Annotated in this window: 18 protein-coding genes; 5 read left to right on the forward strand and 13 right to left on the reverse strand. The window is 53.5% G+C overall.

Features of this window, described 5'->3' with window-relative positions; all coding sequences use genetic code 11:
- Positions 1-166: 166 nt before the first annotated feature.
- The 10 genes from G516_RS0103820 to sdhC all read right to left on the reverse strand — a co-directional run bounded on the left by G516_RS0103820 (position 167) and on the right by sdhC (position 13,510).
- Positions 167-2,053: a propionyl-CoA synthetase gene (locus tag G516_RS0103820; RefSeq protein ID WP_028292545.1), complete on the reverse strand. Its 1,887-nt coding sequence runs from the start codon at positions 2,051-2,053 to the stop codon at positions 167-169.
- A 233-nt stretch (positions 2,054-2,286) separates the two neighbouring features.
- The gene (gene sucD, locus G516_RS0103825; RefSeq protein WP_028292546.1) at positions 2,287-3,159 is read right to left on the reverse strand and encodes a succinate--CoA ligase subunit alpha; all 873 of its coding nucleotides are present in this window, start codon (positions 3,157-3,159) and stop codon (positions 2,287-2,289) included.
- A 9-nt stretch (positions 3,160-3,168) separates the two neighbouring features.
- Entirely contained in the window at positions 3,169-4,335 is a 1,167-nt protein-coding gene (sucC, locus tag G516_RS0103830) for an ADP-forming succinate--CoA ligase subunit beta (protein ID WP_028292547.1), read from the reverse strand.
- 153 nt (positions 4,336-4,488) lie between these two features.
- A complete protein-coding gene (gene lpdA / locus G516_RS0103835) occupies positions 4,489-5,928 on the reverse strand; it encodes a dihydrolipoyl dehydrogenase (protein WP_028292548.1) in 1,440 nt (479 codons plus the stop codon).
- Positions 5,929-5,949: 21 nt separating this feature from the next.
- Complete coding sequence (odhB, locus tag G516_RS0103840; RefSeq protein ID WP_028292549.1) at positions 5,950-7,149, reverse strand: 2-oxoglutarate dehydrogenase complex dihydrolipoyllysine-residue succinyltransferase; 1,200 nt, start codon at positions 7,147-7,149, stop codon at positions 5,950-5,952.
- 26 nt (positions 7,150-7,175) lie between these two features.
- Positions 7,176-10,013 carry a 2-oxoglutarate dehydrogenase E1 component gene (locus tag G516_RS0103845; RefSeq protein WP_028292550.1) on the reverse strand — a complete coding sequence of 946 codons (2,838 nt, stop codon included), beginning with the start codon at positions 10,011-10,013 and terminating at the stop codon, positions 7,176-7,178.
- A gap of 281 nt (positions 10,014-10,294) precedes the next feature.
- Positions 10,295-11,005, reverse strand: a complete 711-nt coding sequence (locus G516_RS0103850) for a succinate dehydrogenase iron-sulfur subunit (RefSeq protein ID WP_028292551.1) — start codon at positions 11,003-11,005, stop codon at positions 10,295-10,297.
- A gap of 13 nt (positions 11,006-11,018) precedes the next feature.
- Positions 11,019-12,791 carry a succinate dehydrogenase flavoprotein subunit gene (sdhA, locus tag G516_RS0103855; protein WP_028292552.1) on the reverse strand — a complete coding sequence of 591 codons (1,773 nt, stop codon included), beginning with the start codon at positions 12,789-12,791 and terminating at the stop codon, positions 11,019-11,021.
- A 3-nt stretch (positions 12,792-12,794) separates the two neighbouring features.
- Positions 12,795-13,142 carry a succinate dehydrogenase, hydrophobic membrane anchor protein gene (sdhD, locus tag G516_RS0103860; RefSeq protein ID WP_028292553.1) on the reverse strand — a complete coding sequence of 116 codons (348 nt, stop codon included), beginning with the start codon at positions 13,140-13,142 and terminating at the stop codon, positions 12,795-12,797.
- Positions 13,136-13,510 carry a succinate dehydrogenase, cytochrome b556 subunit gene (sdhC, locus tag G516_RS0103865; protein ID WP_084644848.1) on the reverse strand — a complete coding sequence of 125 codons (375 nt, stop codon included), beginning with the start codon at positions 13,508-13,510 and terminating at the stop codon, positions 13,136-13,138. Before sdhC ends, sdhD begins: the two co-directional genes overlap by 7 nt.
- A 372-nt stretch (positions 13,511-13,882) precedes the next feature.
- Between sdhC and gltA the strand changes: the two genes are divergently transcribed.
- Positions 13,883-15,160, forward strand: a complete 1,278-nt coding sequence (gltA, locus tag G516_RS0103870; RefSeq protein WP_028292555.1) for a citrate synthase — start codon at positions 13,883-13,885, stop codon at positions 15,158-15,160.
- A gap of 534 nt (positions 15,161-15,694) precedes the next feature.
- The gene (locus tag G516_RS20920; RefSeq protein WP_051218908.1) at positions 15,695-16,297 is read left to right on the forward strand and encodes a hypothetical protein; all 603 of its coding nucleotides are present in this window, start codon (positions 15,695-15,697) and stop codon (positions 16,295-16,297) included.
- A 110-nt stretch (positions 16,298-16,407) separates the two neighbouring features.
- Here the strand turns inward: G516_RS20920 and G516_RS20925 are convergent, their stop codons facing one another.
- Positions 16,408-17,262: an MOSC domain-containing protein gene (locus G516_RS20925; protein ID WP_051218909.1), complete on the reverse strand. Its 855-nt coding sequence runs from the start codon at positions 17,260-17,262 to the stop codon at positions 16,408-16,410.
- Between the two features lie 85 nt (positions 17,263-17,347).
- On the reverse strand, positions 17,348-18,283 hold the full coding sequence (locus G516_RS0103885) for a chemotaxis protein CheV (RefSeq protein WP_028292556.1): 936 nt from the start codon (positions 18,281-18,283) through the stop codon (positions 17,348-17,350).
- A 332-nt stretch (positions 18,284-18,615) separates the two neighbouring features.
- Here G516_RS0103885 and G516_RS20930 point away from each other — a divergent pair, with 332 nt between their 5' ends.
- Positions 18,616-19,845 carry an EAL and HDOD domain-containing protein gene (locus tag G516_RS20930; protein ID WP_051218910.1) on the forward strand — a complete coding sequence of 410 codons (1,230 nt, stop codon included), beginning with the start codon at positions 18,616-18,618 and terminating at the stop codon, positions 19,843-19,845.
- On the opposite strand, the gene waaC is transcribed toward G516_RS20930, so the two are convergent.
- Positions 19,829-20,869 carry a lipopolysaccharide heptosyltransferase I gene (gene waaC / locus G516_RS0103895; RefSeq protein ID WP_245582602.1) on the reverse strand — a complete coding sequence of 347 codons (1,041 nt, stop codon included), beginning with the start codon at positions 20,867-20,869 and terminating at the stop codon, positions 19,829-19,831. The two genes, G516_RS20930 and waaC, sit on opposite strands and share 17 nt — an antisense overlap.
- 179 nt (positions 20,870-21,048) lie before the next feature.
- Between waaC and G516_RS0103900 the strand changes: the two genes are divergently transcribed.
- A complete protein-coding gene (locus G516_RS0103900) occupies positions 21,049-21,975 on the forward strand; it encodes a lysylphosphatidylglycerol synthase transmembrane domain-containing protein (protein WP_036534321.1) in 927 nt (308 codons plus the stop codon).
- A gap of 132 nt (positions 21,976-22,107) precedes the next feature.
- On the forward strand, positions 22,108-23,184 hold the full coding sequence (locus tag G516_RS20935) for a glycosyltransferase family 2 protein (RefSeq protein WP_245582603.1): 1,077 nt from the start codon (positions 22,108-22,110) through the stop codon (positions 23,182-23,184).
- The last annotated feature ends 1 nt before the right edge of the window (position 23,185 follow it).

A 23,185-nucleotide genomic window follows, 5' to 3' on the forward strand; every position in this document is an offset into this window, starting at 1 on the left:
CTCCAGCGTCCAGTAACAGAAAACCGCAGGCAAAAAAAAGCCGAGCTAAAAACTCGGCTGAATATCATGAAAGAGAGCGGGAGTCTGGAAACTGATGATGATCTCCAAACATATCTGTTTGAGTGACCGCTCTCGAATTGGTTCGAAATATTTTTCACACTTACGTTTATTTGCGAATACCCTTCTCTGACAGGATCTGCTCAATCTCTGACAGACAGGCTGGATCATCAATGGTTGATGGCGTGTTGTACTCTTCGCCATTGGCAATATTGCGAAGTATCTTGCGCAGAATCTTGCCAGAACGGGTTTTCGGCAAACGCTTGACCACCACCGCACTCTTGAAGCTGGCAACCGCGCCGATCTTTTCGCGTACCTGCTGAACCAGCTGCTGCTGTAAGGCCTCTTCATCAACATCGACACCGTCTTTTAGCAGCACCAACCCCAGCGGCTCTTCCCCCTTCAACTCGCTGGACTGGCCAATCACGGCACATTCGGCAACTGCCTCATGAGCCGCAACCACTTCCTCCATCTCGCCGGTCGACAAACGGTGCCCTGCCACGTTGATGATGTCGTCGGTACGGCCCAAAACGAACAGGTAGTTGTCATCATCCAGATAACCGCCATCACCACTGACGTAGTAGCCGTCAAACGTCCCCAGATAACCGGATACGAAGCGATCATGGTCGCCCCAGATGGTCGGCAGACAGCCCGGCGGCAACGGCAATTTGATGGCGATGCTGCCTTGTTGGTTGGCTCCTACCGGCTGACCGCGGCCATCCAGTACCTGAACATTAAAACCCGGTGACGGTCGCGTCACCGAACCGGCTTTCACCGCTACCGGCCCCAGACCAACGTGATTACCCGCAATCGCCCAACCGGTTTCAGTTTGCCACCAGTGGTCAACAACCGGACGCTGTATATGCTCAACGACCCAGTCGTAGGTGGGTGGATCGAGTCGCTCGCCGGCCATAAAAATCGTCTTCAATTGGCTGAGGTCGTACTGTTTGGCCAACAAGCATTGCGGATCTTCCTTACGCACCGCCCTGAACGCCGTTGGCGCCGCAAACAGACCTTTCACGCCATATTCTTCACACACTCGCCAGAAAGCCCCGGCATCCGGAGTACGAACCGGCTTGCCTTCGTAAAATACGGTTGTGCAGCCCGCCAGCAGCGGCCCATAGACAATATAGGAATGGCCCACTACCCAACCGACATCGGAGGCAGCCCAGAACACATCGGCAACGCCCATGTCGTAAACTGCTTCCATGCTGTATTTCATCGCCACCGCATGGCCGCCGTTATCACGCACCACGCCCTTGGGTTTGCCAGTTGTGCCAGAGGTATAGAGGATATAGAGCGGGTCGGTTGCACCCACCGGCGTACAGTCGGCCGGTTCCGCCTTGGCGATGGCGTCATGCCAGTCGGTATCACGGTCGCCCAGTGAACAGCGGCTCATGTCCCGCTGCAAGATGATGCAGCCATCCGGCTTATGCGCAGCCAGCTCAATGGCTTCATCCAGGATCGGCTTGTATTCAATGACCCGATCAATCTCGATGCCACAGGACGCTGACAGAATCAGTTTGGGTGTTGCATCGTCAATTCGGGTTGCCAGCTCGCTGGCAGCAAAACCACCAAACACCACTGAGTGAATCGCTCCCAGACGGGCACAAGCCAGCATGGCGATGGCCGCTTCCGGCACCATTGGCATGTAAATCACCACCCGATCGCCTTTCTCAACACCACGGGCTTTCAAGGCCCCGGCAAAGCGCGCAACTTCGGCGGTCAATTCACGGTAGCTGTAACTGCGCCGGGTGTCGGTCACTGGCGAATCGTAGATCAGTGCGGTTTGATCCCCTCGCCCCTGCAAGACGTGGTAATCCAGCGCCAGATAGGCGGTGTTCAATTCGCCATCGGCGTACCAGCGGTCAATGCCGTTGGCGTCTTTGGACAAAATGGTTTCTGGTTCCTTGAACCATTGAACACGGTTGGCTTGCTCTCTCCAGAATGCTTCAGGGTTGGCAATGGATGACTGATATTGTTGTTGGTATGTCATGATCGTCCCCTCAAGATGACGCTAAAACCTTAGTCTTCGCGAGGGATAGCAACCATTCGACGTTGGGTGATCAAACCTTGGTCTATCAATACTTTAGTGCGCGACAATACGGGACAAGGACTGGCCAGAAGTGAGCCCGACTCCCGACTCCCGACTCCCGACTCCCGACAACCCTAAAACAAAAAAACCCGCGACAAGCGCGGGTTTTTCAAAGATCAGATCAGCGGTAAAACTTACCAGCCAGTCTTTTCCTTCAGAGCTGCACCGATGTCAGCCAGGCTGCGAACGGTGGTTACGCCAGCGTCGTTCAGAGCGGCGAACTTCTCGTCAGCAGTACCTTTACCACCGGAGATGATGGCGCCAGCGTGGCCCATACGCTTACCAGCAGGAGCAGTAACACCAGCGATGTAGGAAACTACAGGCTTGGTTACGTTTTCCTTGATGAAGGCAGCAGCTTCTTCTTCAGCGGTACCACCGATTTCACCAATCATAACGATGGCTTCAGTCGCTGGATCTTCCTGGAACAATTTCAGGATGTCGATGAAGTTGGAGCCCGGGATTGGGTCACCACCGATACCAACACAGGTAGACTGGCCGAAACCGTAGTCAGTAGTCTGCTTAACGGCTTCGTAAGTCAGAGTACCGGAACGGGATACGATGCCCACTTTACCTGGCAGGTGGATGTGACCTGGCATGATGCCGATCTTGCATTCGCCTGGGGTGATAACGCCTGGGCAGTTAGGGCCGATCAGGGTAACACCCAGCTCGTCACACTTAACTTTGGCATCCAGCATGTCCAGAGTAGGAATACCTTCAGTGATACAAACGATCAGTTTGATACCGCCGTTGGCCGCTTCCAGGATGGAATCCTTACAGAAAGGCGCTGGAACGTAGATAACGGATGCTTCAGCACCAGTTGCTTCAACAGCTTCAGCAACGGTGTTGAATACTGGCAGACCCAGGTGAGTCTGACCGCCTTTACCCGGAGTTACACCACCAACCATTTTGGTGCCGTATGCGATGGCTTGTTCAGAGTGGAAAGTACCCTGAGCACCAGTGAAACCCTGACAGATAACCTTGGTGTCTTTGTTGATAAGAATGCTCATGATATCCCCTTATTCGCCAGCAGCTGCTGCAACAACTTTCTTGGCAGCGCCTGCCAGGTCGGTGTCGGCAATGATGTTCAGACCAGATTCAGACAGAACCTTGGTGCCCAGTTCAGCGTTGTTACCCTGCAGACGAACAACAACAGGAACTTCAACACCCACTTCCTTAACAGCGCCGATAACGCCTTCTGCGATCATGTCACAACGTACGATACCGCCGAAGATGTTGATGAATACGGCTTTAACAGCGTCGTCGGACAGAATGATCTTGAACGCTTCAACAACGCGTTCCTTGGTAGCGCCGCCACCAACGTCCAGGAAGTTTGCAGGGTTACCACCGTGCAGCTTCACGATATCCATGGTACCCATGGCCAGACCAGCACCGTTAACCATGCAGCCGATGTCACCATCCAGCGCTACGTAGTTCAGTTCCCACTGAGCAGCGTGAGCTTCACGAGCATCTTCCTGGGAAGGATCGTGCATCTCTTGCAGGTCTTTGTGACGGTAAACAGCGTTGCTGTCGATACCGATCTTGGCGTCCAGACAGTGCAGGTTACCTTCTGGAGTGATTACCAGCGGGTTGATTTCCAGCAGCGCCAGGTCTTTGTCCTGGAACAGTTTCGCCAGACCCATGAAGATCTTGGTGAACTGCTTGATCTGGTCACCTTGCAGACCCAGCTTGAAAGCCAGATCGCGAGCCTGGTATGGCTGAGCGCCAACCAGTGGATCAACAGTTGCTTTCAGAATCTTTTCTGGAGTTTCTTCAGCAACTTTCTCGATCTCAACACCACCTTCAGTAGAGGCCATGAAGACGATACGACGAGTGGAACGGTCAACAACCGCACCCAGATACAGTTCCTGATCAATATCAGTGCAGCTCTCAACCAGAATACGGCTTACAGGCTGGCCTTTTTCGTCAGTCTGGTAAGTAACCAGGTTTTTGCCCAGCCACTGCTCAGCAAATGCCTTGATTTCTTCTTTGGAGTCAACCAGCTTAACGCCACCTGCCTTACCACGGCCACCGGCGTGCACCTGGGCTTTAACAACCCACTTGTCACCACCGATTTCGTCAGCCGCTGCTGCCGCTTCTTCTGCAGTCTTGGCTGCCACACCCTTGGATACTGGCAGACCGTACTGAGCAAAAAGCTGTTTACCCTGATATTCGTGAAGGTTCATCGCTTTCGTCCTGTTTCTTTTGTTTGTCGAGGATTACCCGACAGCCTGTGTTAACTGAACAACCTTTATGGGGTACGCAAAAAACACTCTGCGTTGAAGTTCAGCAATATAAGCAAAGGCCCGGTCTAGCCGGGCCATTGTTTTTATCGGATCTTATTTTCTGGATTTACGATTCACTTTGTGGATCGCGGAGTTGCTAACAGCCAGGGCCGCTTCGTGAACTGCTTCAGAAACGGTTGGGTGAGCAAATACCATCATGCCGATATCTTCTGCGCTGGAACCGAATTCCATCGCAATTACAATCTGCTGACACAGGTCACCGGCGTTAGGACCCACGATGTGAGCGCCCAAAATGCGGTCTGTTTCAGCATGTGCAATGATTTTAACGAAGCCATCAGTCTGGTTGCTGGCCATCGCACGACCTACGGCCGCGAATGGGAACATACCAGTGTTGTATGGTTCGCCTTCTGCTTTAACCTGTTCTTCGGTCTTACCTACCCAGGCAATTTCTGGCGCAGTGTAGATAACGGAAGGAATCACGTCGTAGTTCATCTGGGCAGCGTGGCCGTGGATGCGCTCGGCAACCATTACGCCTTCTTCAGATGCTTTGTGAGCCAGCATTGGACCACGAACAACGTCACCGATTGCCCAGATACCTGGAGCAGCAGTCTGACAGCTGTCGTCTACGTGGATGAAGCCACGCTCGTCCAGGTTCACACCACAGTCAGCAGCCAGCAGGCCGTCAGTGAATGGTTTACGGCCAACAGCAACGATCAGCTTGTCGAAGGTTTCAGACTTCTCTTCACCGCCTTCCTGGAAGGTAACGGTTACTTTGCCGTCTTTCACTTCAGAACCGGTCACACGAGCGCCCAGACGGATGTCCATGCCCTGCTTGGTGAACAGCTTCTGAGCTTCTTTGGAAACCGCAGAGTCAGCAACGTGCAGGAACTTGTCCTGTGCTTCCAGAACGGTAACCTTGGCGCCCAGACGGCCCCATACGGAACCCAGTTCCAGACCGATAACGCCGGCACCGATAACGCCCAGCTTCTCTGGTACTTCCTTGAATTCCAGTGCGCCAGTGCTGTCGACAATGATGTCATCAGTCAGTGGAGCTGGTGGAATGTTGAAAGGTACAGAACCGGTCGCGATGATGATGTTCTCGGCTTCGATCTGCTCAGCTTCACCACCGTGAGGAGTGAACTCAACTTTCTTGCCAGCCAGAACCTTACCAACACCTTCCAGAGCAGTAACGCCGTTACCCTTGAACAGGCCAGCAACACCCATGGTCAGGTTTTTAACGATCTGGTCCTTGCGAGCCAGCATCTTGCTGACATCCATGGTGATGTCGCCAGCGCCAATGCCGTGCATGTCGAAGTCATGCTTGGCTTCTTCGTACTTGTGGGAAGTATCCAGCAGCGCTTTGGATGGGATACAACCAACGTTCAGACAGGTACCGCCGTAAACGCCTTTACCTTCTTTGTTCACCCACTTGTCGATACAAGCGGTTTTCAGGCCCAGCTGTGCACAGCGGATGGCAGCTACATAGCCGCCAGGACCGCCGCCGATAACGACTACGTCAAATTTCTTGCTCATTACGAATCCTTAAAAGTCCGATTAAACGTCCAGCAGCATACGTGCAGGGTCTTCCAGCAGGTCCTTGATGGTTACCAGGAACTGAACCGCTTCCTTACCATCGATCATGCGGTGATCGTATGACAATGCCAGATACATCATTGGCAGGATCTCAACCTTGCCATTCACCGCCATAGGACGCTCCTGAATCTTGTGCATACCCATAATTGCGGTCTGCGGTGGGTTCAGGATTGGGGTAGACATCAGGGAACCGAACACACCACCGTTGGTGATAGTGAAGGTACCGCCCTGCATGTCTTCCATGCCCAACTTGCCATCACGGCCACGTTTGGCGAAGTCACCAATAGTGCCTTCGATTTCAGCCAGGCCCATGCTGTCGGTATCGCGCAGAACAGGAACAACCAGACCCCGGTCGGTAGATACGGCAACACCGATATCCTGATAACCGTGGTAAACCATGTCGTTACCGTCGATAGACGCGTTAACTGCTGGGAAACGCTTGAGCGCTTCAGTGGCAGCTTTAACGAAGAAAGACATGAAGCCCAGCTTGACGCCATGTACTTTTTCGAACTGCTCTTTATAGGTTTTACGCAGTTCCATTACTGGCTTCATGTTGACTTCGTTGTACGTAGTCAGCATGGCTGCGTTTTGTTGTGCATCCACCAGGCGCTTGGCGATGGTGGCGCGCAGACGAGTCATTGGGACGCGTTTTTCAACGCGCTCGCCTGCTGGAACGGCAGCAACAGGTGCTGCGGCAGGAGCCGGAGCAGCCGCTGGCTTGGCGCCGTTCTTGATATGGTTCTGTACATCTTCCTTGGTCACGCGACCGCCTTTGCCAGTGCCTTTGACTGCAGACAGGGCAACACCCTTCTCTTCAGCCAGCTTGCGAGCAGCCGGATTAACCAGGGAATCATCATCAGACGCAGCTGGTGCGGCTTCGGCAGCCGGTGCAGCTTCAGCGGCAGGCGCTGCAGCAGCAACGTCGCCTTCAACAAATACAGCCAGAACTTCGTCGCTCAGGACAACGTCGTCAGCGTTTTTGAAGATTTCTTTCAGGGTGCCGTTAGCAGGAGCCACAACTTCCAACACAACCTTGTCGGTTTCAATATCAACCAGCAGTTCATCACGTTCTACTGGTTCACCTGGCTGCTTGTGCCAGGTAGCGACGGTACCGTCTGCAACGGACTCAGGAAAAGTCGGGGCCTTGATTTCGATGCTCATTATTTTTTCCTTAGGTGTTCCTGCTATTAGCCCTGAATGTCCAGAGCGTCTGTGATGTATTCTTCAAGCTGCTGCAAGTGCAGAGCCATGTAACCAGCGGCCGGAGATGCTGCTGCCGCGCGGCCTGCGTATTGCAGCTCCACGTCGAGGCCGACGGAGCTGATTGCACGCTCCATGTAATGGTTGCTGCTGTACCAGGCACCCATGTTTTTCGGCTCTTCCTGTACCCAGTAGATCTCTTTCAGGTTGGTGTACTTGGCCAACTCTGCTTCAAGATCGTCGTGTGGGAACGGATACAGCTGTTCAATACGAACGATGGCGATGTCATTGATTTCTTCGGCACGACGACGTTCCAACAGATCGTAGTAGACCTTGCCGGAACACATCAGTACACGGCGTACTGCTGCCGGATCCAGATCATCCTGCTCACTGATCACGGTCTGGAAGCTGCCTTCAGCCAGTTCTTCCAGGGTGCTGGTAGCCAGCTTGTGACGCAGCAAGCTCTTAGGTGACATAACCACCATTGGCTTACGCAGTGGACGAATCACCTGACGACGCAGCATGTGGTACACCTGAGCCGGTGTGGAAGGAACACAGATTTGTACGTTGTGTTCAGCACACAGTTGCAGGTAACGCTCCAGGCGAGCAGAAGAGTGCTCAGGGCCCTGACCTTCATAGCCGTGTGGCAGCAACATGGTCAGACCACACAGGCGGCCCCACTTGCTTTCACCGGAGGAAATGAACTGGTCGAATACCACCTGGGCACCGTTGGCGAAATCACCAAACTGGGCTTCCCAGATCACCAGCGCGTTTGGCGTGGTGGTGGCGTAACCGTATTCAAATGCCAGTACCGCTTCTTCAGACAGCAGCGAGTCGTAGATGGCCACGTCTGGCTGGTCTTCTTTCAGATTGGCCAGAGGCACGAATGTGCTGGCGTCTTTCTGGTTGTGCAGTACCGCATGACGGTGAGAGAAGGTACCACGACCCACATCCTGACCGGTCAGACGGACCTGGTGACCTTCGTCGACCAGAGTGGCGTATGCCATGGTCTCGGCGAAGCCCCAGTTGATTGGCGTCGCACCGGCAGCCATGCGGCCACGGTCTTCCAGAATCTTGCCAACCTGACGCTGAATCGCGAAACCTTCTGGAGTTTCCAGCAGTTTGTTAGCCAGTTCCTGCAGACGGCCCAGATCGAAGGTGGTGTCTGCCTTGGCAGTCCAGCCGTGACCCAGGTAAGGGGTCCAGTCGACGAACATTTCAGAGTTTGGCTCTTTCACCAGACTCTTCACAACGTGCTGACCGGCATCCAGAGCACTACGGTACTCTTCTTCCAGCGCCTTGACGCCTTCCGCAGAGATTGCACCCTCTTCTACCAGCTTGGCAGCGTATTGCTCACGAGTGGTCTTTTGCTTCTTGATCTGAGCGTACATCAGCGGCTGGGTGCCGGATGGCTCATCTGCTTCGTTGTGACCACGACGACGGTAACAAACCAGGTCGATCACAACGTCTTTCTTGAACTCGCGACGGTAGTCAGCAGCCACCTGGGCTACAAACAGAACCGCTTCAGGATCATCGCCATTCACATGCAGGATTGGCGCTTCGATCATTTTCGCAACGTCAGTACAGTATTCGGTAGAACGCACATCAACACGCTTGGAGGTGGTAAAACCTACCTGGTTGTTGATCACGACACGAACGGTACCGCCAGTCTTGTAAGCACGAGTCTGGGACATCTGGAAGGTTTCCATCACCACGCCCTGACCTGCGAATGCAGAGTCACCGTGCAGGGTGATTGGTACAACCTTCTCGCCAGTGTTGTCTTCACGACGATCCTGACGGGCGCGCACAGAACCCTCAACCACTGGAGACACAATTTCCAGGTGGGACGGGTTAAATGCCATGGCCAGGTGCACTTCGCCGCCAGAGGTCATCACGTTGGAAGAGAAACCCTGGTGGTACTTCACGTCGCCGTGGTGCTTGTATTCCGCCTTGCCATCGAATTCGTCGAACAAATCAGAAGGCTTTTTACCCAGGGTGTTGATCAGGGTATTCAGACGACCACGGTGGGCCATACCGATGACGATTTCCTTGGCGCCGTAGGAACCAAAGCGCTGGATCAGTTCGTCCATCAGTGGAATCAGGGACTCACCGCCTTCCAGACCGAAACGCTTGACGCCCGGGTAACGGGAACCCAGATATTTTTCCAGACCTTCAGCTGCGGTCAGACGCTCCAGCAGGTGCATTTTGACGTCGCCACTGAATTTCGGATGAGAGCGGGCACTCTCCAGACGCTGTTGGAACCAACGCTGTTCTGCGGTGTTCACGATGTGCATGAACTCAGCACCAATCGTTCCGCAGTAGGTGGCTTCCAGCGCATCAATGATTTCTTTCAGCGTCGCTTCTTCCTGACCGATGAACAGGGTGCCACATTGGAAGGTGGTATCCAGATCAGCTTTGGAGAGGCCATGGAAGTGGAGGTCGAGATCAGGAACAGACTCACGAGCCATCAAGTTAAGTGGGTCCAGCTTGGCCTGTTGGTGACCGCGGCCGCGGTAGGCATTAATCAGCTGGAGAACCTGCACCTGTTTGCGCTCATGTTCGGTGCTGACACTGCTGGCCGCTACCGGACGGGCACGATGCTGGTTTTTGGAAATGAGCAGAAACTGTTCACGAATCGGCTTATGGGGAGTGTCGACGGTAACGCTTTCGTCGGCTCGCGGGAGTTGGTCAAAATAGCTGCGCCATTTCTCGGAAACCTCACTAGGATCCCGGAGATAGGCTTCATAGAGCTCTTCTATGTAAGCAAGACTTCCACCATCAAGATGGGAGGTGCTCCATAGCTGCTCCATTGTCTGCTCGTGCATGTACGATCACCCTGTTCCTGAAATATTGGGGACGATCACCCACAGAGATGGCTGCGCCGACTCTAGCAATGCGAGGCAAGTAGAGGGCCGACTGGTTAAGTCGCAAGGCCTCTGAGGTGAAACAGGAATACCCTGTTGATCCCTCAATGTCGTTTTTTACTTATGTACACGCGCCTTGTAAGCGCGAGGTTGCGCGATTTTTTACGAAAACGAGCTGTGTGTCCAGCCCACTTACGTCTATACAGAACCCCTGAAACACAGGGGTTCCGATAGTTTGCAGATTAAATCTGCTGATTCAACAGCATATTACGAATATGGCCGATTGCCCTTGTCGGATTCAGACCTTTAGGACAAACGTTCACACAGTTCATAATGCCGCGGCAACGGAACACACTGAATGGATCAGACAGATCCGTCAGACGCTCTGCTGTGGTGGTGTCACGGCTGTCCGCCAGGAAGCGGTAAGCCTGCAACAGACCGGATGGGCCGACGAACTTGTCAGGGTTCCACCAGAATGAAGGACACGCGGTCGAACAACATGCACACAGGATACACTCGTACAGGCCATCCAGCTTCTCACGGTCTTCAGGAGACTGCAGACGCTCAATAGCAGGTGCTGGCGTATCGTTCTGCAAGTACGGTTTGATGCGCTCGTACTGCTTGTAGAACATGGACATATCAATGACCAGGTCACGGATCACTGGCATGCCAGGCAGAGGACGCAGCACCAGTTTGTCCATTTTGCCCTTGGTGGCTTCAGAGATCGGAGTGATACAGGCCAGGCCGTTCTTGCCGTTGATGTTCATACCGTCAGAGCCACAAACACCCTCACGGCAGGAACGACGGTAAGCAAAACCGGTATCCTGTTCTTTCACCAGAGCCAGAACATCCAGAACCATCACATCTTTACCACCAGGGATATCGATGTTGTAGTCCTGCATGTATGGCGCAGAATCCTTCTCTGGGTTGTAGCGATAGACACTTACTAACATTGCATACCTCCCATTAATAGGTACGGATTTTCGGTGGGAACGCTTCGACAGTCTTCGGAGCGAAGTTTACAGCGCGCTTGCCAACAGACTTGGTCTGAGGGAAGTACAGAGAGTGGCACAGCCAGTTCTCGTCATCACGCTCAGTGTAGTCATTACGGGCATGAGCACCACGGGACTCCTTACGCTCTACCGCCGCAACCGCTGTTGCGTAGGCAGTTTCAAACAGGTTGTCCAGTTCCAGTGCTTCAATACGTGCTGTGTTGAACGCACCGCTCTTGTCGTCCAGAACCGTGTTCTTAACGCGCTCGCCGATTTCGTCCAGCATCTTCAGACCCTTCTCCATGGAAGGACCTTCACGGAATACACCGAAATAGAGCTGCATGGTCTTCTGCAGTTCCGCACGAACGTCAGCAACACTCTCACCAGTGGAGCTGTTATTCAGACGGTTCAGACGGGACATGGCGCGATCGATGTCTTCCTGAGACACCTCAGCACCTTCGAAACCGTCTTTGAAGCTCTGTTCAACCTGCAGACCAACGGCACGACCGAATACCACCAGGTCGAGCAGTGAGTTACCACCCAGACGGTTGGCGCCGTGTACCGATACACAAGCGATCTCACCAGCAGCGTACAGGCCATCAACCACCTGATCGTTGCCTTCTGCATCAACAGTCAGCGCCTGACCACCGATATTGGTCGGAACACCACCCATCATGTAGTGACAGGTTGGAACAACCGGAATTGGCACTTTCACAGGGTCCGCGTGAGCGAAGGTACGGGACAGTTCCAGAATACCTGGCAGCTTGGCGTTAAGGGTTTCTTCACCCAGGTGATCCAGCTTCAGGAATACGTGGTCACCGTTTTCACCACAGCCACGGCCTTCCAGAATTTCCAGAACCATGGAACGGGCAACAACGTCACGACCCGCAAGGTCTTTGGCGTTTGGAGCGTAACGCTCCATGAAACGTTCGCCGTCCTTGTTGATGAGGTAACCACCCTCACCACGACAGCCTTCAGTAACCAGTACACCCGCGCCGGCGATACCGGTTGGGTGGAACTGCCACATTTCCATATCCTGCATTGGAACACCGGCACGCAGTGCCATACCCACACCGTCACCGGTGTTGATCAATGCGTTGGTAGTGGACTGGTAGATACGACCCGCACCACCAGTAGCCAGTACGGTTGCCTTGGCTTTGATGTATACGGTTTCACCAGTCTCGATGCAGATAGCAATAACGCCCGCTACCTGACCCTTGGCGTTTTTCACCAGATCAACGGCGTACCATTCGTTCAGGAAGGTAGTACCGCCTTTCAGGTTACCCTGATACAGGGCGTGCAGCAGCGCGTGACCGGTACGGTCAGCAGCAGCACAGGTACGAGCGGCCTGGCCACCCTTACCGAAATCCTTGGACTGACCACCGAAAGGACGCTGGTAGATACGGCCGTTTTCGAAACGGGAGAATGGCAGACCCATGTGCTCCAGTTCGAATACAGCCTGAGGACCTACGGAACACATGTATTCGATAGCGTCCTGGTCACCGATGTAATCGGAACCCTTAACGGTATCGTACATGTGCCAACGCCAATCATCGTTCGGATCAGCAGACGCGATCGCACAGGTAATACCGCCCTGGGCGGATACTGTGTGGGAACGGGTCGGGAATACTTTGGTCACACAAGCGGTTTTGATGCCGGCTTCGGTCAACTGCAGCGCTGCACGCATACCAGCACCGCCACCACCAATTACGATGGCATCAAAGGACAATGTTCTGATAGATGACATAACTTACACGCTCCAGAGGATATCGATACCCCAAACGAGGTAAACAAACAGAAAACCTGCACACACCAACTGGAATACGGTACGAACGCCAGCGTTTTTCAGGTAGTCAGTTGAGATGGTCCACATGCCTACCCAGGCGTGGGCACAAATCGAAATCAGAGCAGCCAGACTGAATACTTTCATCCAGGTCTGGGAGAACAGGCCCTGCCACTGGCCGTAGGTCAGATCCGGCGTTGCCACCAGAAAGCCCACCAGGAACAGAGTGTAAAGGGCAAGAACGACAGCAGTCAGGCGCTGGACGATCCAATCATACAGGCCACTGCGGCCCAGGTTTGTGACACTTGTTACCATACCCAAACTCCTGCCAGTACGATTACAACTACGCCCAGTACCAGAGTAATCATGGCACCAGTACGTCCGCTTTCTTTGGTTTCACCAATTCCCATGTCCATCAACAGGTGTTTGATACCTGCCACAAAGTGGTAACCAAGGGCGGAAACAATGCCCCAGGTGATGAACTTGACCAATCCATTATCAAAAGCACTCATCAGGCTTTCGAAGCCTTGTTCAGATTCCAGCGAGGTCGCAAGTGCAGTCAGCATGAAGGCAACAGCGAAAAACAGGATGAAACCGGAGATACGGTGAATAATGGACGCTTTGGCGGGAAGTGGGAGCTCAATAGTAGAAAGATCTAGGTTTGTAGGTCTATTGCTATTCACGGCTCTTTACACTCTCTTATGGGCTTGTTCTGCCGTCTGACGCAGCAGGGCAAGCGCGGGCTCAAGAAGACGACCGTAGTCGTGTACAAGGTTTGCACAAGTTTTACGGCCGCGACAAATTATAGTCACGCACCGACCCTTTTACAAACACTTCAGACACCCTGAAACCGCTTCTCTACTACTATCGTATAAATAGACTGGATTTATGAATGCCAATGTTTCCGGGAATACACGGATATATGCCACAATGAACAACATATATGCTCGGAGGTCAGTAATTGACAAAGCTGCTTCAGAACCTATAGTAAACGCCCTTAATTAGAGGTAACGCCTTAATAATTGGGCTTAATTTGAACAGCAGGAGGCCTATCCATGGCTGACAAAAAAGCAATACTAACAGTCGACGGCATCGAAGAATCCCTGGAACTCCCGGTGTATGAAGGCACCCTGGGACAGGACGTAGTCGATGTTCGTAGCCTGACTGGCAAAGGCCTGTTTACTTATGATCCCGGCTTCGTTTCCACTGCGGCAACCGAATCCAAGATCACCTATATCGACGGCGCCAAGGGTGTATTGCTGCACCGCGGCTACCCGATTGAACAGCTGGCAGAGAAATCCGACTACCTGGAAACCTGCTACCTGTTGCTGCACGGCGAACTGCCAACCGCAGAACAGAAGGCTACATTTGTAAGCACCATCAAGAACCACACCATGGTTCATGAGCAGCTGAGCCACTTCTTCAACGGTTTCCGTCGTGACGCACACCCAATGGCCATCATGTGTGGTGTTGTGGGCGCCTTGTCCGCGTTCTACCACGACTCACTGGACATTCACGATGAAAACCACCGTGTCATCTCCGCTCACCGTCTGATTGCCAAGATGCCTACTCTGGCCGCCATGGTTTACAAGTACTCCATTGGCCAGCCATTCATGTACCCACGCAATGACCTGAGCTACGGCGAAAACTTCCTTCACATGATGTTCAACACCCCATGTGAAGAGAAAGAAATCAGCCCGGTTCTGGCCAAGGCAATGGATCGCATCTTCCTGTTGCACGCCGACCACGAACAGAACGCTTCCACGTCTACCGTTCGTCTGGCTGGCTCTACCGGTGCCAACCCGTTCGCCTGTATTGCCGCAGGTATTGCCGCCCTGTGGGGTCCTGCTCACGGTGGTGCTAACGAAGCCGTACTGGTGATGCTGAACGAGATTGGTGACGAATCCAACATCGACAAGTTCATCGCCAAAGCCAAGGACAAGGACGATCCGTTCCGCCTGATGGGCTTCGGTCACCGTGTTTACAAGAACTTCGACCCACGCGCCAAGGTTATGAAGCAGACCTGCGACGAAGTTCTGGCTGAACTGGGCATGGAAAACGATCCACTGCTGAAGATCGCCATGAAACTGGAAAAAATTGCGACAGAAGACGAGTACTTCGTTAAACGCGGCCTGTACCCGAACGTCGATTTCTACTCCGGTATCATCCTGAAAGCCATCGGTATCCCGACCGAGCTGTTCACCGTGATCTTTGCTACCGGCCGTACTCCAGGCTGGATTGCACACTGGAATGAAATGATCAGCGGCGACTACCGCATCGGCCGTCCACGCCAGCTGTACACCGGTCACACCAAGCGTGACTACCCGGGCTAATATCCGGTAATAAATAAAAAAGCCGCTATTCAGCGGCTTTTTTATTGCCCCAGGAAAACATATCCAGGCAAATCAAAAACAAATACCCGGCGCATTTTATGAATATCCACCGAGGTTATATTCAAAATAAACACAGAATATATTTATCCTTTAGTCATATATTTTTGATCGCAAAACAACCAATGTCCACATTGGCGCAATTCACAAAACACACCCTCCAATATGCCGAACCTCATATCCCGCTAACGTAAATGTGTCGCATTCCACCCAAAATAAATAAGCCATAAAATGAATCACAATGCCTTTCAGACACCTAACAAGGAGGCCACCTGACTCAACAATTTGACTATCTGCAGCCAGAACCTCCAGCCATGCCTGACCACACCACTCGCCCCTTCGATCTGCCAGCCTGCAACAAGCCCAAAGAACCTGCATTTACCCCCAACGTCAGAGGCACAAAAAATAACGCCAAAACACAGCAAAAACAGCCAGTTGATCTAGAGTAAAAAGATAGCTTCAGCCAGGATTTTTACCATGACCAACGATCGCCACAGCATTGCAGGACAAGCACACCCTGAAAATCAGGAGATGGACTGGAGCCAGGTTGGAGAAACCATGGCCATGCTGGCACTGGCGGTCGCCCAAATAGAGACCTCTCTTAACGAAGGGGGCCAATCCATCGACAAGCTCTCCACCAACTTCACCGCCATGGCAGACAACACCCGCCGCATTCTGCAGATTACTGAAACAGAATCGAACCAGATCGAAGAACCTGCCGCCAGCACCATCAAAAGCGAGATCCATCAGATCGCCTCGCAGGTGAATCAGGAGATTCAGGAATCCATCATTGCCTTTCAATTCTACGATCGCCTCAGCCAACGCCTGGATCACGTATCCCACAGCCTGGAACAAGTCGGACACCTGATGGCCGACAGCGGCGAGCGCTACCAACCAAACTCATGGAAAGCGCTACAACTGAAGATCAAAGGTTTTTACACCATGGAAGCTGAGCGCATCATGTTTGAACACATTATGGCAGGTCACAGCGTGAGCCAGGCATTGGAAATCTACCGCCACCATTTCGAACAGAGCGCCAACGATGACTTTGGCACCGAGGACGAAATCGAGCTGTTCTAAAGTCCCTTGCACCCACATATTTCTGACCAGCAAACAAAAACGGGAAGCGCAGTGCTTCCCGTTCGATAAACTTCATTGCCAGCCGATCAATCAAGCCGACAGCAAAGTTCTTATTTCACCGCGCTAAACACCATCCCCACCTGCAATGCATCGATGCTACGCACAACGGCATTCTGACCAAATACAATCCCCTTATCAGACAGGCACAGTGCCTTCAACGCTGCTACAACGTCCGGCTGTTTCTCAAGCGAGTCGATATCACGCGTCGGAATCACACACCGGGTACAAGGCTTCAGGCACAACAAGGCAGCATCGGACTGCTCACCATCCACAACGTCCATGCGGCGCCAATCAAGCTCAGCAAAAGCGGCATCCCCAGCCACCACAACATTGGGACGAAAACGCAACATATCGATGGTTAAACCCGCCTCTGATGACAACGCCGCCAAAGACTCTTCCGTGCACACCAACAAAGGAAACCCATCCGCAAAAGCCACGAGGTCTTGCTCCGCTGCTCGCTCAGGGTCTACCTGCCGATCAATATTTGCCGGCATATACACCAACCGCGCGTCGCGTCCCAGCACAGTCGTTAGCCAATCACCCACTTCATCACCACAATCCAGCGCCGAAACCTCATCCCCCCAGACCGTCACCTGACGCGACTGCCAAGACGACTGCTGATTCAAGTCGATATCACAAGCGCCATAACTGGAATTAGCAGTGGAACCGGTAGCAGAGAGAGGGCCAGCCAGAGATAACCTTAACCCATTTTCCAGCAACTCGGTTTGAATATGAGCCATCAAGGGTAGTTGGCGCTGGGTCAGGAACTTGCCTTCGGGCGAGACAACCATAAAGCGACGATCGTGCAGAGGGCCCTGTCGATCAAATTCAATGCGATCAACTTCAATTCCAGCACAGGATTTAACCGGATAAATAAACAGGCGGGTGACAGTGAGATCAGTCAAGGGAGACTCCAGCTTCCACAGGAATTAGTCGAAGCTGGAGCTTAGCGGTTTTGGCGCTGTAAGACCAAACCGTGAAAACGAACAATTAGCCCATGAAGCGCTTACGCAACAGACTTTGCACTTCGGTGGCCATTTGGTGCGGAGCAAATTTCGACAGGAAGCCATCACAACCCACTTTTTGCACCATCGCCTTGTTGAAATTACCTGACAGCGAGGTGTGCAACACGATGATCAGCTCTTTCAGCACAGGGTCCCTTCGCACTTCGGTCGTGAGCATGTAACCGTCCATTTCCGGCATTTCAGCATCGGTGATGATCATGGCAATGTCATTATCGATGTCCATGCCAGACTCCTTCCAGTGCATCAGCTGATGATAAGCCTCAAGACCGTTACTGGCCTCAACAATCTCCAGACCCATTGGAGTGAGTACTTGCTTCATCTGCCCCAGAGCCACTTTGGAATCGTCGACGATGAGGATCTTTTTACCGCGAATCACCGCCAGCAAGTCGTTTTCGTAAATATCATCGGAAAGCTGGGTATCGTATGGATTGATTTCTGCCAACACTTTCTCAACATCAATCACTTCCACAATTTTCTCATCGATACGGGTAATGGCTGTCAGATAATGCTGACGCCCTGCCCCACCAGGCGGCGGCAGGATTTCATTCCAGTTCATATTCACAATACGATCGACACCACCCACCAGAAACGCCTGAACCGTCATGTTGTATTCCGTCACAATGATAGTGGCGTCGACATCATCCACCTTCAAAGGCCCCATCTGGATGGCCTGACGCAAATCCACCACTGGCACGGTCTGGCCACGCAGGTGAGTGACACCGCGAACCACAGGATGGCAGTCTGGCAGTGCCGTCAACTTGGGAAGCCGCATCACCTCCTGCACCTTGAAGACATTGATGGCGAAGTGTTGCCGACCACCGAGATGGAACAGCAGAATCTCGAGGCGATTCTGGCCAACCAATTTGGTTCTGGCATCAACACTGCTCAGTACGCCGCTCATAAAAAGCTCCAGCTGTAGACTCTTATAAAAGGTGTATGTATTCCCCCTGCACTGCACATCCCACCCGGGGTGGTGCATGTGTCATTTGCCGTCATTGGCGTTTTCGAGCAGCAATTCACAACCTGATAGCGCATAAGACGCACTTCGAGGTCGGCCATTACGCCCAAAGCCAGTTACAATCGGGCACCGCGGAAGCCAGCATCCGCTCAGGATCATGCAGGTTTAAATAGATACTCCCTGAAGTGTAGACAACCCCGAGCAAACTGCATGAGTCGGCTACACTCTAATTTACCAGCGGGCCAAACGGCCGCTTTGCAGTTCAGGATGAGAGAATGATTGATAGCCAGGTCCCCCTGTTGGCGCGCCAGCCGATACTCGACAAGCATCAGAAAACCGTCGGCTATGAGCTACTCAGCAGACCCGTGCCCAACGCCACTCCTGACTGGCAGGATTCTCACGGCGACCAGGCAACCAGCGAAGTCATCATCAATGCCTTTAACGATCTCGGCATCGAAAACGTCACGGGTGGCCTGCCCGCGTTTGTGAATTTCACCCAATACTGGCTGGAGAACCCACCAATCCTTGGCTGCAAGTACGTCGTTGCAGAGCTGCTGGAACACCTTGAGTTGACCGACACCCAGGCCGACCACATTCGTAACCTGCGTGAACAAGGGTTCCAGATCGCCCTCGACGACTTCACCGGCGGCACCATTCCCGCAGCCATTCTGGAATTGGTCGACATCATCAAGGTAGACCTGATGGCACTGGACAACATAGAGCAGCTGCGCGACATCATGGCCGCCAACCAGCGCCCCGGCTTAAAGTGGCTGGCCGAGAAAGTCGAAACCCGCGAGGAATTCGAGTTTTGCACCCAGTCCGGTTGCGACCTGTTCCAGGGTTTCTTCTTTGCCAAACCCGACGTGATGTACGGCAAGAAGATTCCCGACAACAAACTCACGGTACTGAAGCTATTGCGGGTACTGAACAACCCGGACAGCGAAGTCGACGAACTGACCCGAGTGATTCAGGCCGACCCTCAAATCAGCTCGCGTATCTTGCAAATGGTTAACGCACCCGCGTTTGCCCCTGCCAGTGAAATCACGTCCATCACCCGTGCCGTGATGACCATGGGGCTGGATCGCCTCAAGTCCTGGTCCAATATGCTGGCGCTTGGCCAGCTGGACGACAAGCCCGTCGCCTTGCAGGAACAAGCCGTCACCCGCGCCTGCCTCGCCCGCCAATTGGCCGAACTGTGGCCAGACATGGACAAGGAAACCGCATTCACCGTTGGGCTGTTTTCGTTACTGGACGCCTTTGTCGACGTGCCATTAAAAGTGCTGTGCGAGAAACTGCACCTGCCTGCCATGATCAGCGAAGCGCTGCTCAACAACAGTGGTGAGTTAGGAGAAATGTTGAATGTGATCACCCGTCTGGAACAGGCGGACTGGTCATCACTGGACTGGGCCGCACTGGAACAGCGAGGCCTCAGCTCACAGGAAGTTTCGCTGGCCTACTATGACGCCCTGATTGATGCCCGCGACCTGATCAGTTCGCAGCAATAACGTCTGTGCGACCCAACCGTGTGAGCAATTGCTCACACACGCGTGCCGGACTGATTTCCTGATAGCAAGGCGGTTCCACCTCGCCCTCACCCGGGTTCAGACACTTGCGCGACAGGCACGGTGCGCAGTGGTATTCACTCGCCAGCACTTCCATTTCAGGCCCCAGCGCTCCTGTCAGACTGCTATCCGTTGAGCCATAAATGGCCACTGCCGGAACCTCCAGCGCTGCTGCGACATGACACAAGCCGGTATCCACACCTACAATGGCTTCAGCGTATGCCAACCAGGCCGTCAATTCGTTGAGGCCCATTTTCGGCAGTACATCGGCCCCTTCAATGCCTTCGGCAATTCGAATCGCACGCTCGTGCTCTTCGTCATTACCCCACGGCAACACCACCTTACGCCCTTGATCGACAGCCTGCTGCGCCAGAGTTTTCCAGTAGCTTTCCGGCCACAACTTGGTAACCCAGGTTGTCCCGTGCAAAAACAGCCAATAATTGCCCTCAATGTTCGGACGCTGCCAACGGCTACGATCAACGCCATAGCTGAATTCAAGCTCTTCGCATTGGTAATCGAACACCTTGCCAAACAAGTCACGCAACCGATGAATGGCATGTCGCCCTTTGGCTACCGGATACTTCTGTCCATAGGCCAGCGCCGCTAACGATTCCCGCGCACTGTGTTTATCCAATCCGGCCTTGCGTTGCTTATCGGTTTTCACCAACGACGTGATCATGGCACTTTTCAGCAACCCTTGGGCGTCCAGCACCAGGTCATATTGTTCACCATTGAGCTGCTGGCGAAACTCGGCAATTTCCGCCCGGTGTTTGGCACTGAACAGCTGCTTGCGCCAACGTCGCCAGGCAACCGGAATCACCTTTCGCACCGCCGGGTGCCAGGCCGGGATCGCCGCAAAACCTTCTTCTACCACCCAGTCCACGGTTAGCCCCGGCACACTGCGCCAGGCATCTTCCAGTGCCGGCAAGGTATGAAACACATCCCCCAGCGAAGAAGTTTTAATCAACAAGACTTTAAAAGAAGGAGTTTCTGAAGCGACCACAAGCATGTATCCGGTTTTTGTTAGCGCGGACGTTACCCAAGCCTGACCATGGATGCAACGCTTGACTTTAAACGGTACGAGGGCAAGTATCCGCAGCCGTTCCCTTCAACTGTGACTGCGGTCATTCTGGTCTTGAGAGCCCAATGCTGATATCCTGGAAATTCTGGCTGAGCCTGCTGATTTTCATCGCCTTTATTGTCCTTGTTGAACAAAGCTACGGCTGGTCTGCTGTCCTGCTGAGCTGGCAGTCCATTGCGCCACAAGCCTTGCTGGCCGCGGTTGCCCTGATGGCCGCCAGCTACCTGTTACGAGCCGCACGCTTCTATGACTTTTTTCATCAGTATTGCCGGGGGCATTTCTGGCAACTGACCCGCGTCACCGTCATTCACAATTTTCTGAACAACATGCTGCCAATGCGCAGTGGTGAGGTCAGCTTCCCTCTATTAATGAAGCAACAGTTTGATTGCCCGGCCCGTCACTCAGCCCCGGCACTGCTGTGGCTGCGACTGCTCGACCTGTACGCCTTGATTGTGCTGTCGGTATGGACCCTGAAGAGCCAACTGGCGCAATTGACCGGCCTGACGGAAAACGTAATCTGGACACTGCAAATCCTGCTGCTGGCCTGCCCGCTTGTCATTCTGCCGCTGCAAAACCTGATCATCGGATGGCTGGAGAACCACAACTCCGGCAAGCTGAACAAGATTGCCGACCTGATGGCAGCTCTGCCACGCTCCCCATGGCCCTTTATTCGTGCCTTTGGCTGGACCTTGTTCAACTGGTCCTTGAAGGTGGCGGTTTACGCTTGGTTATTGCAGCAGTTCATCGGCATTCCTTTCAATCATGCCTGGGTTGGCGCAAGCACCGGTGAGCTGAGCTCGGTGCTGCCTATTCACGGTGTTGCCGGTGCTGGCACCTACGAAGCCGGGGTCGTCGCGGGACTGGTACTGTGGGCCACCGATGCCAAAGCCGCCCTGGCCGGTGCGGTCAACCTGCATCTGTTTGTACTCGGCTGCACCTTGTTGCTGACCACCCTGATGACGGTTCTGATTCCCCGACGCCCGAAACCTTAACCGCCCTGGAACCTTCATCGCCCCGAAAGATCCATTAGCGGCACCGCTGCAACATTGCGTCAGTTTTAACGCTGCACGCTTTTGGGTATTATCCAGCGCGTTTCCTATATGATTTTTCAGAGTGGTATCCCTGTGACAGAGAACACCAAGCCGTCCTTGTCGATTGTTATTCCGATGTTCAATGAAATCGACAACGTCGGCCCAATGATTTCCCGCGTGCATGAAGCCCTGGACGACTACCAAGGTCCATGGGAACTGCTGGTCGTTGACGACGGCAGTACCGATGGCACGCCACAGGCGCTGCGTCGCCAATCTGAAGAACGCGGCAGTCATGTTCGTGTGGTTGAGCTGCGTCGCAACTTCGGCCAAACCGCGGCCATGCAGGCGGGTATCGATGAAGCCCGTGGTGAACTGATCGCGACACTGGATGGCGACCTGCAAAACGATCCAAAAGACATTCCTCGCATGGTCGACCACCTGATCGAGAAAGACCTCGACCTGTTGACCGGCTGGCGTAAAAACCGCAAGGACGACCTGGTAATGCGCAAGATTCCTTCGCGCATTGCCAACCGCCTGATTGGCAAGATCACCGGCGTACGCATCAACGACTACGGCTGCTCCCTGAAGGTATACCGCTCCTCGGTTATCAAGCAGGTACGCCTGTACGGTGAAATGCACCGCTTTATTCCGGCCTGGGTGGCTGCGGTTGTACCACCAAGCCGCATTGGCGAGATCGTGGTTGACCACCATGCGCGTACCGCAGGCACCTCCAAGTACGGCATTTCCCGCACCTTCCGGGTTATTCTGGATTTGCTGTCGGTCTACTTCTTCATGCGTTACCGCGCCCGTCCTGGTCACTTTTTTGGCATGATCGGCCTGACCATGGGTTCTATTGGCTCCTTGCTGATGGTGTACCTGGCCTTTGTGAAGTTTATTCTGGGTGAAGATATTGGCGGCCGACCGCTGTTCCTGATCGCAGTGGTGTGTGTCATTGCGGCGCTGCAATTCCTGACCACCGGCGTGATGTCTGAACTTATTTCACGTACCTATTTCGAATCGTCGGCCCGCCAACAGCAATACGTGATCTACCACCGCGAAGGTGAGCCAACAGCCGATGCCGATTGGGCGAACGGGAATGGTCCGAGTTCTACATTGAAAGACGAATTCAACGACGAAGCCAACAAAGACGCCCCAACCTCCGCGAGCTGAT

This window comes from Oceanobacter kriegii DSM 6294 (genome assembly GCF_000422845.1).
GTDB classification, from domain to species: domain Bacteria; phylum Pseudomonadota; class Gammaproteobacteria; order Pseudomonadales; family Oceanobacteraceae; genus Oceanobacter; species Oceanobacter kriegii.

What these genes read in the sequence shown, in the direction of transcription:
- sdhD (WP_028292553.1), bottom strand. Translation starts at nt 13,142, where the DNA reads ATGGTAACAAGTGTCACAAACCTGGGCCGCAGTGGCCTGTATGATTGG.
- G516_RS0103850 (WP_028292551.1), bottom strand. Translation starts at nt 11,005, where the DNA reads ATGTTAGTAAGTGTCTATCGCTACAACCCAGAGAAGGATTCTGCGCCA.
- sucD (WP_028292546.1), bottom strand. Translation starts at nt 3,159, where the DNA reads ATGAGCATTCTTATCAACAAAGACACCAAGGTTATCTGTCAGGGTTTC.
- sdhA (WP_028292552.1), bottom strand. Translation starts at nt 12,791, where the DNA reads ATGTCATCTATCAGAACATTGTCCTTTGATGCCATCGTAATTGGTGGT.
- G516_RS0103900 (WP_036534321.1), top strand. Translation starts at nt 21,049, where the DNA reads ATGCTGATATCCTGGAAATTCTGGCTGAGCCTGCTGATTTTCATCGCC.
- G516_RS0103820 (WP_028292545.1), bottom strand. Translation starts at nt 2,053, where the DNA reads ATGACATACCAACAACAATATCAGTCATCCATTGCCAACCCTGAAGCA.
- G516_RS20930 (WP_051218910.1), top strand. Translation starts at nt 18,616, where the DNA reads ATGATTGATAGCCAGGTCCCCCTGTTGGCGCGCCAGCCGATACTCGAC.
- G516_RS20920 (WP_051218908.1), top strand. Translation starts at nt 15,695, where the DNA reads ATGACCAACGATCGCCACAGCATTGCAGGACAAGCACACCCTGAAAAT.
- gltA (WP_028292555.1), top strand. Translation starts at nt 13,883, where the DNA reads ATGGCTGACAAAAAAGCAATACTAACAGTCGACGGCATCGAAGAATCC.
- sucC (WP_028292547.1), bottom strand. Translation starts at nt 4,335, where the DNA reads ATGAACCTTCACGAATATCAGGGTAAACAGCTTTTTGCTCAGTACGGT.
- G516_RS0103845 (WP_028292550.1), bottom strand. Translation starts at nt 10,013, where the DNA reads ATGCACGAGCAGACAATGGAGCAGCTATGGAGCACCTCCCATCTTGAT.
- G516_RS0103885 (WP_028292556.1), bottom strand. Translation starts at nt 18,283, where the DNA reads ATGAGCGGCGTACTGAGCAGTGTTGATGCCAGAACCAAATTGGTTGGC.
- odhB (WP_028292549.1), bottom strand. Translation starts at nt 7,149, where the DNA reads ATGAGCATCGAAATCAAGGCCCCGACTTTTCCTGAGTCCGTTGCAGAC.
- lpdA (WP_028292548.1), bottom strand. Translation starts at nt 5,928, where the DNA reads ATGAGCAAGAAATTTGACGTAGTCGTTATCGGCGGCGGTCCTGGCGGC.